Annotated in this window: 14 protein-coding genes; 8 read left to right on the top strand and 6 right to left on the bottom strand. The window is 57.0% G+C overall.

What is annotated here, in order from left to right; genetic code table 11:
• Positions 1-405 precede the first annotated feature (405 nt).
• Positions 406-1,386 (bottom strand): quinone oxidoreductase family protein, encoded by a 981-nt coding sequence (locus G518_RS0130490; protein ID WP_028605703.1) that lies wholly within the window; start codon positions 1,384-1,386, stop codon positions 406-408.
• Between the two features lie 70 nt (positions 1,387-1,456).
• On the opposite strand from G518_RS0130490, the gene G518_RS0130485 reads away from it, so the two are divergent.
• The 8 genes from G518_RS0130485 to G518_RS37710 all read left to right on the top strand — a co-directional run bounded on the left by G518_RS0130485 (position 1,457) and on the right by G518_RS37710 (position 9,146).
• Positions 1,457-2,386: a DMT family transporter gene (locus G518_RS0130485; RefSeq protein WP_051237573.1), complete on the top strand. Its 930-nt coding sequence runs from the start codon at positions 1,457-1,459 to the stop codon at positions 2,384-2,386.
• A 451-nt stretch (positions 2,387-2,837) separates the two neighbouring features.
• Positions 2,838-3,824 (top strand): Bug family tripartite tricarboxylate transporter substrate binding protein, encoded by a 987-nt coding sequence (locus G518_RS0130480; RefSeq protein WP_036596611.1) that lies wholly within the window; start codon positions 2,838-2,840, stop codon positions 3,822-3,824.
• Positions 3,817-4,581, top strand: a complete 765-nt coding sequence (locus tag G518_RS0130475; protein ID WP_028605700.1) for an HpcH/HpaI aldolase family protein — start codon at positions 3,817-3,819, stop codon at positions 4,579-4,581. The genes G518_RS0130480 and G518_RS0130475 overlap by 8 nt, the downstream gene beginning before the upstream one ends.
• Positions 4,582-4,608: 27 nt before the next feature.
• On the top strand, positions 4,609-4,974 hold the full coding sequence (locus G518_RS0130470; protein WP_028605699.1) for a cupin domain-containing protein: 366 nt from the start codon (positions 4,609-4,611) through the stop codon (positions 4,972-4,974).
• An 18-nt stretch (positions 4,975-4,992) separates the two neighbouring features.
• The gene (locus G518_RS0130465) at positions 4,993-5,946 is read left to right on the top strand and encodes a DUF6282 family protein (RefSeq protein ID WP_028605698.1); all 954 of its coding nucleotides are present in this window, start codon (positions 4,993-4,995) and stop codon (positions 5,944-5,946) included.
• Positions 5,947-5,961: 15 nt separating this feature from the next.
• Positions 5,962-6,837 carry an IclR family transcriptional regulator gene (locus tag G518_RS37715; protein ID WP_051237572.1) on the top strand — a complete coding sequence of 292 codons (876 nt, stop codon included), beginning with the start codon at positions 5,962-5,964 and terminating at the stop codon, positions 6,835-6,837.
• A gap of 23 nt (positions 6,838-6,860) precedes the next feature.
• Positions 6,861-7,949, top strand: coding sequence for a Bug family tripartite tricarboxylate transporter substrate binding protein (locus tag G518_RS0130455; RefSeq protein ID WP_051237571.1), 1,089 nt, complete (start codon positions 6,861-6,863; stop codon positions 7,947-7,949).
• A 120-nt stretch (positions 7,950-8,069) separates the two neighbouring features.
• Positions 8,070-9,146: a beta/alpha barrel domain-containing protein gene (locus G518_RS37710; RefSeq protein ID WP_051237570.1), complete on the top strand. Its 1,077-nt coding sequence runs from the start codon at positions 8,070-8,072 to the stop codon at positions 9,144-9,146.
• 251 nt (positions 9,147-9,397) lie between these two features.
• On the opposite strand, the gene G518_RS0130445 is transcribed toward G518_RS37710, so the two are convergent.
• The 5 genes from G518_RS0130445 to G518_RS0130420 form a co-directional block, all read right to left on the bottom strand.
• Positions 9,398-10,195, bottom strand: a complete 798-nt coding sequence (locus tag G518_RS0130445) for an SDR family oxidoreductase (protein WP_028605696.1) — start codon at positions 10,193-10,195, stop codon at positions 9,398-9,400.
• 36 nt (positions 10,196-10,231) lie between these two features.
• Complete coding sequence (locus G518_RS37705) at positions 10,232-11,104, bottom strand: DMT family transporter (protein WP_245598224.1); 873 nt, start codon at positions 11,102-11,104, stop codon at positions 10,232-10,234.
• 276 nt (positions 11,105-11,380) lie between these two features.
• Positions 11,381-12,895, bottom strand: coding sequence for a tripartite tricarboxylate transporter permease (locus G518_RS0130430; protein WP_028605694.1), 1,515 nt, complete (start codon positions 12,893-12,895; stop codon positions 11,381-11,383).
• Between the two features lie 13 nt (positions 12,896-12,908).
• Positions 12,909-13,397, bottom strand: a complete 489-nt coding sequence (locus G518_RS0130425) for a tripartite tricarboxylate transporter TctB family protein (protein ID WP_028605693.1) — start codon at positions 13,395-13,397, stop codon at positions 12,909-12,911.
• Positions 13,398-13,613: 216 nt separating this feature from the next.
• Complete coding sequence (locus tag G518_RS0130420; RefSeq protein WP_028605692.1) at positions 13,614-15,380, bottom strand: GspE/PulE family protein; 1,767 nt, start codon at positions 15,378-15,380, stop codon at positions 13,614-13,616.
• Positions 15,381-15,408 lie beyond the last annotated feature (28 nt).

The raw sequence follows: 15,408 nt of genomic DNA, 5'->3' as shown, positions 1-15,408 counted from the left end.
ATTCGAAGGAATGCCGGAACGTATCGCGAGAGCTTTCCCGGTTAAAACCGGGCACTCCTCCAACCGCCGGAGCCCAGAGCTGCCGCACTTTCGAGAACCTGTTCAGCGTTGCCTAAAGTCTCGAATGAGTATAGGAGCGGGTTACTTTCCGGTGTTGTGCAAGTTCCGCAAAGGAGGTGTTACGGCTTCGCACAGCGTTGGACCTCCGCAGACGAGCATCTCCTCTTGCAAGCGCTCAGATGCTCGGATGCTCAGGTACGCGGATGCGCCGGGAGCGCCAGGCCCAGGCGAGGAGGTATTGCAAACTGGAAACCATGAAGATGGCCTAGCGAAGAAGCGATCAATCCTTCAAAGGCGATGGGTGTCGCAGGGTAATGAGATCCGCGACCCCTCGCAAGCGAACGCCTACACCGTCAGAATAGTGGACCCTGTCGTTTTCCTTGCTTCCAGTGCACGGTGCGCGTCCTGCACCTGCGCGAGAGGAAAGCGCTGATCGATGTGAATCTTCACCTTGCCGGAGCCCACCACATCAAACAAATCGTCCGCCATTTTTTGACAACCTTCACGTGTCGCAATGTGGGTAAACAACCCGGCGCGTGTCACATACAAGGATTTGGCGACCAAAACGGCTGGCGAGAACGGCGGCACCGGACCACTCGCGTTGCCGAAGCTGGCCATGAGACCAAATGGGCGAAGGCATTCGAGAGATTTCTCCCAGGTGTCTTTGCCCACCGAGTCGTAGACCACCTTCACGCCCTTGCCTCCGGTGATTTCCTTCACACGCGCTGCAAAATCTTCAGTTCTGTAGTTGATCGCGTGTGCCGCGCCATTGGCCAGGGCAAGCTGGCACTTCTCTTCTGACCCGGCAGTGGCGATGAGTTGGTAGCCGAGCGATTTGGCCCACTGGCAGGCAATCAAGCCAACGCCACCTGCGGCGGCGTGCCACAGCACATGATCCCCTGCTTGAAGGCCCTCTGAAGGAAGCGTCTTGCGCAACAGATACTGGGCTGTGAGACCTTTGAGCATCATGGCCGCACCGGTTTCGAAGCTGATGCCATCAGGTAGCTTGCACACCGGCAAGGCGGGCATGACGCGCGCTTCACTGTAACTGCCTGGCGGATGCCCGGCATAGGCCGCACGGTCGCCCACCTGCAGATGGCTTACGCCCTCACCCACCGCTTCTATGATGCCAGAGCCTTCCATGCCCAGGGACAGGGGCATCGGCAGGCTGTATAAGCCAGTGCGCTGATAGACATCAATGAAGTTAAGGCCAATGGCCTTGTGGCGAATCCGGATCTGCCCGGGACCCGGTTCACCCACCGGCAAATCAACCAAACGCATTTCTTCAGGACCGCCGGGTTGGCTGATCTGTACGGTTAACGGCATGACTACGCTACTCCCAAGGGCAGAAAAGCAGGAATATTGCCATGCTTTGCCAAGCCACGCAGCCGAGGGGATGCAGGCGTGGCAGGATAGAGGGGTGCACAAGTTCGAACGACTTACCCCCCTGACAGTTTCCCTCCTGGTTCTCTCGCCCTTGCTTTGGGCAGGCAATGCAGTTGCTGGACGCCTGGCGGTACCGCTGATTCCCCCCCTGCTACTCAATTTCTTTCGCTGGACCATCGCGTTTCTCATTCTGCTTCCCCTGGCAAGTTGGGTCTTGCGATCCAACAGCGGGCTTTGGCAGCACTGGCGACGGTTTGCCTTGCTCGGACTTGTGGGCACGGGCTTGTACAACGCACTGCAATATCTGGCCTTGCATACGTCAACGCCGCTCAACGTCACGCTCGTCGGCTCCAGCGGACCATTGTGGTCGTTGGCGTTGGGTCACTTCTTCTTCGGTATGAAGGTGAACCGCTGGCAGATGGTGGGAGCCGGGTTGTCTATTGCCGGCGTAGCCACCATCCTGGCACGGGGTAGTCTGAGTCAACTGACTTCGCTTCAGTTGGTGCCCGGCGATCTGTACATGTTGATGGCCACCATCTCCTGGGCTTGGTACTCGTGGCTCCTGGCCAGGGGAACAGAACCCAAAGACATTCGAGGAGATAGCTCTGCGTTCCTGCTGGCTCAACTGGTTTTCGGCGTCGGCTGGTCCGGACTGCTGGCTGCTGGCGAGTTCGGATTGACAGACGTGAAGGTGGACTGGGGATTGCCTTTATTGGGAGTACTGCTGTTCGTTTCGATTGGCCCCGCGGTACTGGCTTATCGCTGGTGGGGTATGGCCGTACAACAGGCCGGCCCCGTGGTGGCAGGTTTCTTCTCGAATCTCACGCCCATATTTGCTGCGGTACTTTCGGCCCTGGTCCTGGGTGAAGCGCCTCGCGCATATCACGCCATAGCCTTCTTGCTGATTGTGGCGGGGATCGTGGTGTCATCCCGGAAGTGAAGGCTTGAGTGCCTGAGCAGCATTCACCTTCTCCCGTTCCCACGGAGTGACCTCCTAACGCTGAGAACGCCTCGGTAGGAGCGAGATAGCGCGCATGCGGAGATCTGGGTGCGGTGTATGAATACCCCGCCTGCGCGCGTGGCCGGCCATCTCCGGATGACGGAAAAGTAAATGCGCGCCGAAACCTGTACCCGGTTCACGCCCGATAGATCCTCACTGCCCCAGTAAAGCTTTGAGCGATGGCGGAGCAGCGCGCCCTAAAAAAGGACCAAGGCTCTTCAGAAAACGCCCTGAACAGAGCGGGCCGAGCCTCTTACAAGCACACACCGCACGCTGCCCCCCATCAGGATTTGCTATCAGGCAAGCGGAGTCATCACAAAAATCATTGCCATCTTGTTCCAATCAGCGATACACTATCCCTGTCAACGAGACGAATACAAGGAGACAATTCATGTGGGGACAAGTCAACGGCATGTTGAAATGCGCGCTCGTCGCGGCTTTTGGCATCTTGAGCATCACGAATTCAAGCGCGCAGACCTTTCCGAACAAGCCTGTGCGAATCATGGTTCCCTACCCTGCCGGGGCGCCTGTCGATAACTTTGCCCGCGGCCTTGGCGAGACACTGGGCGCCATCTGGAAGCAGCCGGTCATCATCGACAACCGGCCGGGCGCCAACGAGATCATTGCGGCTCAGGCGGTCACCAAATCTCCCGCAGACGGCTACACCTTGCTACTTGGCTCGGAAGCGGCGTTCACGCAGAACGCTTTCCTTTACTCCAAGATGCCGTACGACGCGGACAAGGATCTGGCTCCAGTCACACGTGCCGTCTACTTCAATATGGTCCTCATCACTCGCAGCGCGCTGGGCACGCCCACGCTGAAGGACTTCGTGTCCCTGATGAAGAAGGAAGGCAACAAACACAGCTACGGATCCGCTGGCGCGGGAGGAACTACCCACCTTGCTATGGAGAGCATTAAAAAGGAGGCTGGATTTGACATGCTGCATGTGCCGTACAAAGGCATAGCACCGGCCATGCAGGACATGCTGGGCAACTCCATCGACGCCATGATTGCGGGAGCCACTGCAGCGATTTCCCAAATGCCCACAGGCAAAGTCAAGGTTCTGGCGATCGCAGGGACCAAGCGGGCGAAATCACTCCCCGATGTCCCCACGTTCGCAGAAGCAGGCTACCCCAAAGTCGTCGCCAATCTCTATCTGGGCCTGGCTGCCCCTGCAGGCACCCCAAAGCCCGTGGTTGACAAGATTGCAGCCGATATACGCAAGGCGCTTGCCGACAAAGCTTTCCTTGAAAAGAACGTCGAACCGTACGGCTACGAAACGATTGGCGATACGCCGGAGCAATTTCTTGCCTATATGAAGCAAGACAAGGAAGTCTCTGGGCGGCGCATCAAAGAGCTGGGGATCAAACTTGACTAAGCCTTCGTTTCGCGCAGCGCTTCAGGCGCGGCAAGCCTTGGTCGGCACGTTCGTCAAGACGCCAAGCCATCAAGTGGTCGAAGTCCTGGCATCCACGCCACTCGACTACTTGGTGCTCGACGCGGAACACGCGCCTTTCGATGCCCAGGCATTGGACGTTTGCATGCTCGCAGCCAGGGCGAATCAGAAGCCCGCCCTGGTTCGCATTCCTGACAGCCATTCCTCCACCGTACTGCGCGTTCTCGATATGGGCGCTACCGGATTGATCATTCCTCACGCTGTGAACCCACAAGGGATGAGCGAAGTTGTCCGTAGTGCGCATTACAGAAACGGCACACGCGGTTTCTCCAATTCGCCTCGTGCTGGCGCTTACGGACTTATCGGGATGGGTGAATTGATCGCCGAAGCAGACCGTGAAACCACATTGATCTTTCAGATCGAAGACGCCTCTGCGCTCGACTGCCTTGAGAGCCTGGTCAACGTGGAGGGAGCGGACGGCTTCCTTATAGGTCGCGCTGACCTCGCTGTTTCCTTGGGGGTGGGCGACATTGCTCACCCTGCCGTGAGCGCGGCAACCGAGCGCATCTGCCGAGCATGTGATGCGGCGAAAAAACCGGTTGGCATTTTCCTACCGGACGCACGCGAAATTTCGCGTTGGAAGGAGTCAGGTGTGAGCCTGTTCTTGATCGGGTCCGACCAATCGTACCTTCGCGCGCAGGCTGCCTCCGTGCAATCTCAATTAATTGCTACCCACTGATCTTCAATTTTCACCAGGAATGCAGCTATGACTCAAATGATTGATTGGAATACCTTGCCTCGTGAGTTCGTTCGCGAAGGCATTGAGCGCTGCGGCTTCCGCGGTGAAAACGTGATCATGGTGATGAACTGGGTACAACCCAGAATCCAGGTCCGTCCGCACAAGCATGACTTTGAGCAGATCGCCATCTGCGTGCAGGGGCGCATGAACTATCACGTTGGCGACGAGGTGTTCGAAATGACCCCAGGCTGCATTGTTCGCGTTCCTGCGCACACCATGCACTACGTCGAACCCATTGGCGATGAGGTCGCGCTCAATCTCGACGTCTTCTCTCCCATCCGGGATGACTACCGCCATCTGGTCGAGTATCAGGCAGCAGAGTTCAAAGATTAATTTTCGGGAGTACCAAACATGTCAAACATCATTTCCGAAGCCAACAAACAGTGGCGCGAGACTGACCCTGGGCTGCCAAACCGCTTGCTTGAAGGGGCGGTAGATCTTCATTGTCACAGCGGCCCCTCCGTCATGCCTCGCTACTTCGATCATTGCGACGCCATGGAAGAGGCCAGCTCGGTCGGTATGCGAGCCTTGCTAATTAAGGACCATTACTACTCCGCAACTCCCGTGACGGAACTGCTGAACAAGCGGTTTGCCCACCTTAAAGTCACGCTGCTCTCGGGTGTTCCCCTCAATAACACCACGGGTGGCTTGAACATCTATGCGGTCGAGCATGGGATCAAACTAGGTGCCAAGCTCGTTTGGATGCCCACCTTTTCATCCAAGAACCACCTCGATCACCACAAAAAAGACGAGGAATTCAAAGACAAGTTTCCTCAGACAAAAAAGGCGATGCTTGAGCCCACCCCACTGACCGTCCTGGACGATCAAGGCAAGCTCTTGCCTGAGGTGCTGCCCATCCTGGACATGATTGCCGAAAACGACATCGTCCTGTCGTCCGGGCACCTTCATATCTCCGAGATCTGGCCGTTGTTCGAAGAAGCCAAGCGCCGGGGCGTGACTCGCTTGCTTTGCAATCACCCCACGTACGTGATCGACGCCACACTGGACGACATCAAGCGTCTGGTTGGCATGGGGGTGTATGTCGAGCATTCCATGTGCATGTTTGTCCCTGGGTCCAAGTTCAAGTTCTACGACCCGGTCGAGCTGCAAGCGATGATCGTGGCGGGTACCGTTGACCGGACCATTCTGGGCTCAGACCTCGGTCAATTGGGAAACCCCCGCCTAGTCGATGGTTTCCGAAATGTCATCGAAACCTGTCTGGATTTAGGCTATGGGGAAGCCGATGTGCGCAAGATGGTGTCTACCAACGCCGCTTCGCTCGTTGGCCTCAACCTATCAACCTAAATTCACAGCACCAAAATGACAGACTCCGAAGGCCCAGCTCCACTTGATTCAGTCGCACTTATTGCCAATTTGCTGGACGAGTTGGGGGCCGCTTCTGGTCCGCTCGGAGTCACGGAGCTCTCCAGGCTCCTCGGCCAAACCAAGGCGCGTGTCCACCGCAATCTGACATCGCTGCGGCAATTCGGATTCGTGGATCAGGAGCAGAAATCGGAGAAATACCGCCTGGGCTGGAAACTGTTCCACCTGGGTGAACGGGCCGGAGTGCAGTTCAATATCCGTGCGATTGCGGCTCCGTACCTACACCTGCTGCGTTCAACCACGGGCCAAAGCGCACTGCTTTCCATACCCTTGAACGGCGAAGCACTTGTGATTGATGCTGTGGACAATGAAAGCAGCGTCAGCATCACGGTCAAACCCGGGAACCGGCCGCTCGCGCATTGCTCGGCGCAAGGCCGGATTGCACTAGCCTATGCCAGCGCAGCCCAGAGAACGCGGTTGTTAGGCGGTGCCTTGGCCAAGCCTACCCCAGCCTCTTTGACCGATGTCGGCGTGATTCAAGAACGGCTGGCGCTTATTCGCAAGCAGCTGATAGAGGAAGCGCCAGACGAAGTGCTGACAGGTATCAATACCGTGGCAGCACCCATTCTCAGATCCCCCGACGAGCTGATCGGCATCATCTCCATCGTGGGTTCGATACAGCACCTGCCTGCCGCCTCATCGGCAGGTGAGGTATCGAGCCTTCTGAGGGGGTGCGCCGCCGCACTGTCTGAGCAATTCGGATGCTCCATTTATGCAGACAACGGATTCGAAATGCCCAAAGCGGTGAGACAACTGGCACGTGGTAAGTCCTCGAGACCAACCCTCGAAAGCCAGAACCGACAAGACCCATAACCCATCCCTCGAAAGACAACGAAATGAAAACATCTGGCCACTTTCTGCCAACGAACTCTGAAGCTGATTCTCAAGTTTCAGCCAAACATGACAGCACAAGCTCTCTCAGCAGTGCCTCGGCGGCGCCCCGGCGGCGCGCCGTTGTTCGCACACTGGGTGTGGCCATTGCGTTGGCAGCAGGGGGCATGTCGCCGGCACTCCATGCGCAGTCGTATCCAGTGCGCCCTATCAAAATCGTGGTGCCTTACCCACCAGGCGGGCCTATTGATGCACTGGCCCGGGCGTTCGGCGAGCGCCTTGGCGCCACGCTCGGACAACCGGTGATCATCGACAACAAAGGCGGCGCCAACGAAATCATTGGAGCAGATGCAGTCTCCAAAGCTCAGCCAGATGGCTATACCGCACTCCTTGCCACAGATGCGTCGTTATCGCTCAACCCCTTTCTGTATTCGAAGCTGCCCTACGACCCCTATCGCGACCTGATTCCGGTCTCTCGCATCGTAGACGTCAACATGGCGTTGATTGTCAAAGGAGGGCTTCCTGTCTCCAATCTGAAAGAGTTCATAGCTCTTATGAAAAAAGATAGCAGCAAGCACAACTACGGATCTTCAAGCCCAGGCAGCACGACCCACCTCTCATTTGAAGCGCTGAAAAAGGCGGGCGGATTTGACGTCAAGAACATCCCTTACAAAGGGATTGGCCCAGCATTGCAGGATCTGCTGGCAGGAAACATTGATGCCATGTTTGCGGGGGTGACTGCAGCCACGCCTTATGTGAGCAGTGGGAAGCTCAAAGTTTTGGCCATCTCCGGCCAAAGCAGGATCGCTGCCTTGCCGGATGTTCCGACCTTCAAAGAGCTTGGTTATCCGGATCTGAACGCAGGCTTTTACATGGGTGTCTCCGTACCCAAGGGCACGCCAAGGGCGGTCATCGATACCCTCAGTAAAGCGATCAAACAGATCAGCAACGACAAAGCCTATGTCGCAAAGTACGTGCAGCCCAATGGTTATGACGTGCTCGGAGAAACGCCTGAGGAATTCGCAAAATTCCTGGAGCGCGATCGAGTGGTTTCCCAGCAGCGCATCAAAGACGCTGGTGTGAAGCTGGACTAAGAGATCGGTGCAGATATCACGATGCCCTACGGGAGCATCGTGGCGACTTGTGGCGGCGATGCATAGTTCAGCGCCCACATCGCCGTTCTCAGAGTGTGTTCAAAGCAAGGAAACATCACCGTGGCAGACCTCCGCATTCACATTTCCGGCCTGGAATTGAAAAACCCCGTCATCTGTAGCTCGGGCGAGCACACCATGACAGCCGAAGGAATTCGTGCCGCCATTGCCAGCGGCGTTGGCGCTGTGGTGGCCAAGTCCGTCAATGAATCCTTGGCGGCTAAATCACAGCTGGACAAAACCGACTACCGGATGGTTGGAACCGACTGGAAACCAGTCCCATGGGATTTCAATGCTCCCCAGGATGCCTCTATCTTCTGTCGCTCCGGACTAATACAAAAATCCTTCGAGGACTGGATGCAAGAGCTGATCTTCCTCGACCGAGAAGCCGCCGTCGCAGACTGCTACGTCATACCGAGCCTGATATTGAGCGACCTGGATCAGTGCGTAGCCTATGCCCAGGTGGTTCAGAAAATGGGCTTCAGGGTATTGGAGGTCAACATCGGCGCGCCGCACGGAGACGAAGCGGCCAAAGGCGCCATCGTTCTAGAGCGCGATGCCAGCCGGATCGAAACTATCGTCAAGCGCCTGCGAGAGGCCGTGAGCATACCCCTTTGGATCAAACTCACGGGGCAAAGCGAGAACCCCGCTTTGCTGGCGGACGCCGCGAGGAACAGTGGCGCTGACGCGGTCGTGCTCATGGGCCGTTTCATGGGCTTCCTGCCTGACCTTGAGACCCACAAGCCGCTTTTGAACACTTCGGCAGCCTTGGGCGGAGCGTGGGCACTGCCACTCACCGCACGCTGCGTGGCCTTGGCCAGAAAACGCCTGGGCCCGCAATTCCCGATTCTTGCAACCAACGGCGCCCGAAGTGGCTTGGATGTTGCACGGTTCTTGCTTTCTGGGGCCTACGCAGTTGAGCTGGCTTCGCTTGTGCTCATGCGCGGCTATTCGGCGCTGACCCAATGCGTAGAAGAGCTGAGCGATTACCTCGACGCCCAAGGCATCAGTGCGAAACAACTAACCGGCTTGGCCGCAGATCAACTTCAAAGCTATGCAGAACAGGTTGACCGGCCCGAGATCTGGCGGAAGTTCTGCCCACCGGTCGAAGCGGGCGCTCGTTCCGAAAATCCTTACTAGTGTCGTGAGTTGGAAGTTCGTTGAAAAAACAAATCTGTCGAAATCGGTGTCAGGCAAGGAACAAACCGCAGTGATACCGAGTGGTATCGCGAGGAGTTGTGACGCCGCATGGCGCCGATTCTCGACGGATTTGTTCAGCGAACTTCCAATTCACGACACTAGGACCAATTTGCTTGCAAAAAAATAAACCGTTCAGGCTGACAAGCGTGGGAACGGTTTATATCGATTAGCCGCAAATCGATCGTGACGTTCTAAAACGCCCCGGGGTACAAACCGCCGTCCGGCATGATGTTCTGCCCTGTCAGGTAGCCTGCTTGCTGGCTGCACAGGAACGCGCAAATCGCACCGAACTCTTGCGGTGTACCGAAGCGTTGCGCGGGGACCTGTTTCTGCGCTACGGCACGGACCGCGTCGATCGACTGACTCGTTTTCTCTGCAGAAGCCTGATAGATGCTCGCAAGACGATCCGTATCGAATTTGCCTGGCAGAAGGTTGTTGATGGTGACGCCCTTGGAAGCTAATTGCGGATTGCGTGCCACACCGGCCACAAAACCCGTCAGACCCGAACGCGCACCATTGGACAAACCCAGGATATCAATAGGCGCCTTCACCGCGCTAGAGGTGATATTGACGATTCGGCCGAACCCGCGTGCGGCCATACCGTCAACCACCGCCTTGATCAACTCAATAGGGGTCAGCATATTGGCATCAACGGCCTTGATCCAAGCCTCACGATCCCAATCCCGAAAATCCCCTGAAGGTGGGCCGCCTGCATTGGTGACCACGATATCGAAATCTTGACGCACAGCGAATACGGCAGCTCGGCCTTCAACTGTAGTGATGTCAGCTGGCACCGTGATGATCTCTATCGGCTTGCCGCCCACAGCGCCCGCCCTCAATCGCGCAGCTGCGGCATCTAGCGCCTCTTGGCCACGAGCCACCATTACCACGTTGACACCCTCACCCACCAGCGCCGCAGCGCAACCCAGGCCAAGTCCCTTGCTAGCGCCACATACCAGCGCCCATTTATTCGCAATACCCAGATCCATTTGAGCACTCCTTCTCAAAAAATTGATGGAAAACCTTCACCGGCGTGTCCGGGTGAACATGTAAATGCCCACCATCACGAGAACCGTGCCGGCAGCCAACGAAGGCGTGAAAGGCTCGCCTAGAAAAACGATTCCCATGCCAATGGTAGCCAAAGGACCGATCATGCCAACTTGCGAAGCCAGATCAGGCCCGAGCCGCTCGACGCCCATCATCATCAGCAGCACAGGCACTGCCGTACAAAGCGTGCCGTTGAGGAAGGAAAGCCAGAGTACCTCGGGTGCTACCACCGCTGCGGACAGGGGTCGAAGCAGAAAAAATTGCACGATACAACAGATGCATGCCACTGTCGTCGCCAACCCCACCAAACGCAAAGCACCCAGGCGTTTAACAAACTCACCGCTGTAAAAAAGATAGATCGCATAGGTGCAGGTGGAGAGAAACACCAGGAACGCCCCCAACGCGGTGCCGGTTCCCGGCACCAAGCGCAGCTCCACCCCAAACACCAGCAACGCACCGGCATAGCTTACCGATGCGGCCAGGATCTCTGGCAATTTGACGCGCCTACCTTTCAGTATCCAGTTGAGTGCAATCACCATGGTGGGAGTGAGATACAGAATCAGGCGTTCCAGACTGGCCGTAATGTATTGCAGCCCCAGAAAATCAAGCATGCTCGACAAGTAATAGCCGAAAAAACCGAGTCCGTAGACTCCCAGCCAATCACGGCGGCTCAATGGCTCTTTGCCACGCCCAGCCCACCAGACCATGATGATAAAAAACGGCAGGGCAAACAACATGCGGTACATGATGAGTGTGACCGGATCGACACCATAGCGATAGGCCAGCTTGACGATGATGGCCTTGCCGGCGAACCCAATGGCGCCAACGGCCGCCAATATCAAGCCCGTCATCAGGCCAGCTCGAGCGTACGCATCATTTTTCAAAGCAGTCATTCCATGGCAAACGTAAAAGAGATGCCTTCGAGCTCAGAGAAAAGGGCAAAGGGCAAAGGGCAGCAATATCCAGCCGTTTGGCGAGTCACTGCAACGCCGTGTGCAGTAGATTGTCCGCGGATTTGCGCAGCGAAGGCCGCTCCCGGCGGTGACCTTTTGCGTGGAGGGACGGCACGATAGGAGAAGGCAAAAAAAATGGCACCCGAAGGTGCCATTTTTTTGAGGTAAGCCTCGTCAATCCTCGACGAAGGCTTCTTCGCGCTTGGATTTCACCGCTGGTAGCAACACGATGATCAAGAGCAATGCGGCCACGGCGAGCAAGCTTGCAGACAGAGGTCTGGTGACCAGCACACTCCAATCGCCGCGCGATAGCAACAGCGCTCGCCGCAAGTTCTCTTCCATCATCGGGCCCAAAATGAAGCCTAGCAGCAAGGGAGCCGGTTCCATTCCGAGTTTGATAAAGATGTAGCCGATGATGCCGAACCAGCCCACCATCCACACATCCCAGGTGTTGTTGTTAGTAGAGTACACGCCGATCGCGCAGAACAGCACAATGGCGGGGAACAACCAACGGTAAGGCACTGTGAGCAGCTTGATCCACATACCGATGAGCGGCAGGTTCAAGATAATCAGCATGGCGTTGCCGATCCACATGGAAGCAATCAGGCCCCAGAACAGTTCCGGGTTGCTTGTCATCACCTGAGGGCCAGGCTGGATGTTGTGGATGGTCATGGCACCAACCATCAGCGCCATCACGGCGTTAGGTGGAATACCCAGGGTCAGCAGAGGAATAAACGAGGTTTGTGAACCTGCGTTGTTGGCCGATTCAGGGGCTGCAACGCCGCGAATGTTACCCTTGCCAAACGGCACTTCACCGGGCTTGAGCTTGGTCTTTTTCTCCAGCGTGTAGGCAGCAAAGGCTGACAGCAGAGCACCACCGCCTGGCAAGATGCCGAGCGTCGAGCCGATCACGGTTCCACGAAGAATGGCCGGAATCATGCGTTTCCAGTCTTCTTTGCTGGGATACAGATGCTTCACCTTGCCAGTGAACACCTCACGATGCTCATCAGGCATGGACAAGTTGGAAATGATCTCTCCGTATCCAAACACACCCATGGCGATGACGATGAAGCCGATGCCGTCAGTCAGTTCAGGGATATCAAACGAGAAGCGGGCCACGCCGGAGTTCACGTCAGTACCCACCAAGCCCAGCAGCAGACCCAACACGATCATGCCAATCGCTTTGATCAGTGAGCCAGAAGCCAACACCACAGCGCCAATCAAGCCCAAGATCATGAGCGAGAAGTATTCGGCTGGGCCGAACTTGAATGCGACTTCAGTCAGTGGAATGGCAAACCCAGCCAGAATCAGCGTGCCTACGCAGCCTGCGAAGAACGAACCGATACCGGCTGCAGCCAGTGCTGGCCCCGCCCGACCCTTGCGGGCCATCTGGTAGCCATCAATCACCGTTACCACGGATGACGATTCGCCTGGCAAGTTCACCAAAATAGCAGTGGTGGAGCCGCCGTACTGAGCGCCGTAGTAGATACCCGCCAACATGATCAGCGCAGCCACTGGTGGCAAGGCGTACGTTGCAGGCAGCAACATGGCGATGGTGGCTACGGGGCCCACACCGGGGAGCACGCCAATCAGCGTACCGAGAACACAGCCGATGAAGCAGTAGAGTAAGTTTTGCAGCGTGAATGCCACGCTGAAACCCAGTGATAGATGTTCAAAAAGTTCCGCCATTTCGTTGATCCTTTCAACCGCCGATGAAGCTCGGCCAAACCTGGAACTGAAGCTTCAGGCCCCATACGAATGCGAACCAGCTACCGATCGCCAAAACTGTGCCGAGGATCAAGACCTCAACCCACTTGAACTCCTTGCTCGCCATGGCAGCCACGATCGTGAGCACGTAGATGGCTGCAATCATGCCCATGGCCGGGATACCCAGACTTGGCATGCCGCCCAGCAAGATGCCGAACAACAAGTTGGCCCCGATGATGAAAAACAATGGCTTCCAGGCAAACTTCCCGATGCGTTCGCCGTCCGCCGTTTCCACCACCAGAGCCTTGAAGGCTACGGCGGCGCCAATGACGGTCAGCACACAACCAAGAAGAAGTGGAAAGTAACCTGGGCCCATGCGGGCACCGTCACCGATGGTGTAGTTGGTAGCTCCCCAGGCGAAGGCTATGCCAATCACCATGTACAGAAGCCCTGAGAAAAAATCTTTCTGACTCTTAATGCTCACGAGTCGTCTCCCCTATTAGGTTGCACGAAGCCGCATTGTGACGACTCGAAACGCCCGTAACCATGTGGGTTTCACCTACATGGCCCCCGGGGTTTCCCTAGGGGTCGATGTGATTGACGCTGCGCCAGTAACAACTATGGGACAGGAAACAGAGAGACATTGAGCTCCCGCACGGGCGACGCGAAGCTTGGCAAGCGTTGCAGCGGGCAGAAAAAATCACACCAAAGGCGGTGTCGCCGAGATGACTTCTTCCAGCGTGGTGAACCCTTCGGCAGCGCGGCGAGCGCCGGCCAGTCGCAGAGGGCGCATGCCATCAGCGATCGCTTGCTTGCGCAACTGCGAAAGGCTCACTGATTCCTGCAGTTGCGACTTGAAAGCTTCACTCACCGTGAGCAACTCATAGATGCCCATTCGCCCTCTGAAGCCCGTCATGCGGCACTCCACGCAGCCCACGGGCTTAAAGGGTTTGTAGCTGCCTTGATTGGGCTTCCAGGGCTTGATGGCTTCCGACAGGATGTCCGCTGAAGCGTTCTCATCTGCTGCACGACACTCCTTGCAGAGCACGCGCACCAGGCGTTGCGCCAGCACGCCCAGCACTGTGGCGCTCAGCAGGTAGGACGGAACACCCAACTCCATCAATCGCGTGAGCGCGGAAGGCGCGTCGTTCGTATGCAGAGTGGTGAACACAAGGTGCCCTGTAAGAGCGGCTTGCACAGCCATCTCAGCGGTTTCCAGATCGCGAATTTCACCGATCATGATGATGTCCGGATCTTGCCGCATCAAGGCACGCACCCCTTCAGCAAATCCAAAATTCAGCTGTGGTTGCACCTGGGTCTGATTCAGGCGCGAGTCGATGTTTTCGATCGGGTCTTCGATGGTGCTGACGTTCACTTCCTCTGTGGCCACACGTCGCAGCGTGGAATACAAGGTTGTGGTTTTTCCTGACCCCGTAGGCCCCGTCACCAAGATGATTCCGTAGGGACGCTCCACCAACGCTTGCCAACGCACTGCATCGTGCTCAGTGAAGCCAAGCGCTGACAAGTCTTTGACTGCGGTGTCGGGATCGAAGATACGCATCACCAGCTTTTCCCCAAAAGCGGTGGGCAGGGTCGATAGGCGCATCTCGATCTCATCTCCACGCGGGTTGCGCGTCTTGATGCGGCCATCCTGTGGACGGCGCTTTTCGACGACGTCCATGCGCCCCAGCAGTTTGATGCGTGCAGTGATGGCGTTCATCACCCCGGGTGGCACCTGATAAACCGGGTGCAGCACACCATCGATGCGAAAACGAATCACACCTTGCTCGCGCCGCGGCTCCAGGTGGATATCGCTGGCCCGCTGATCGAACGCGTACTGCCAGAGCCAATCCACCACCTGGATCACGCCTTGATCGTTCGCATCCAGTTGCCGGCCAGTTTTCCCCAACTCCACCAACTGTTCAAAGCTGGCAGTGACCGCGGATCCACCATTTTTTTGCGCTGCTCGTACCGACTTTGCGAGCGCGAAAAACTCCGCCGTGTAGCGTTTGATCTCAGCCGGATTGGCCACCACACGGCGCACGGGGCGCTTAGCCTGACGCTCCACCTCCGCAACCCAGTCATCAATGAATGGCTCGCTGGTGGCCACCACCACTTCTCCTGGCGACAATTGCACCGGCAAGATCTTGTGGCGCTCCGCGTAGACCGCACTCATGGCATCAGCCACCTTGCCAGCATCCACCTTCAGCGGATCGATACGCAAATACTCAAGGCCGGCTCTGCGCGCCAGGTATTGCGTGAGCTGCTCCACCTCCAGCGGCCTGCCGTCTGCAGCGGACTCTATCCCCACTGCCGCAAGCCGCACTAAGGCGGGCTGCGCGCTCTCTGCCTGGGAACACCGCGCGATGGTCTGCTCCGCCACGGCTGCAGTGATCACCCCATCTTCCTGCATCCACTCCACCAGATGACGCCACTGCACAAAACCACGATAGCGCTGTTCAGCCATAGAACCCTCCGGAGAAAACAAGCAAGCA

The sequence above is a fragment of the Ottowia thiooxydans DSM 14619 genome (assembly GCF_000422885.1).
GTDB lineage: Bacteria > Pseudomonadota > Gammaproteobacteria > Burkholderiales > Burkholderiaceae_C > Ottowia > Ottowia thiooxydans.
This window is presented reverse-complemented; position numbering and strand designations above follow the sequence as displayed.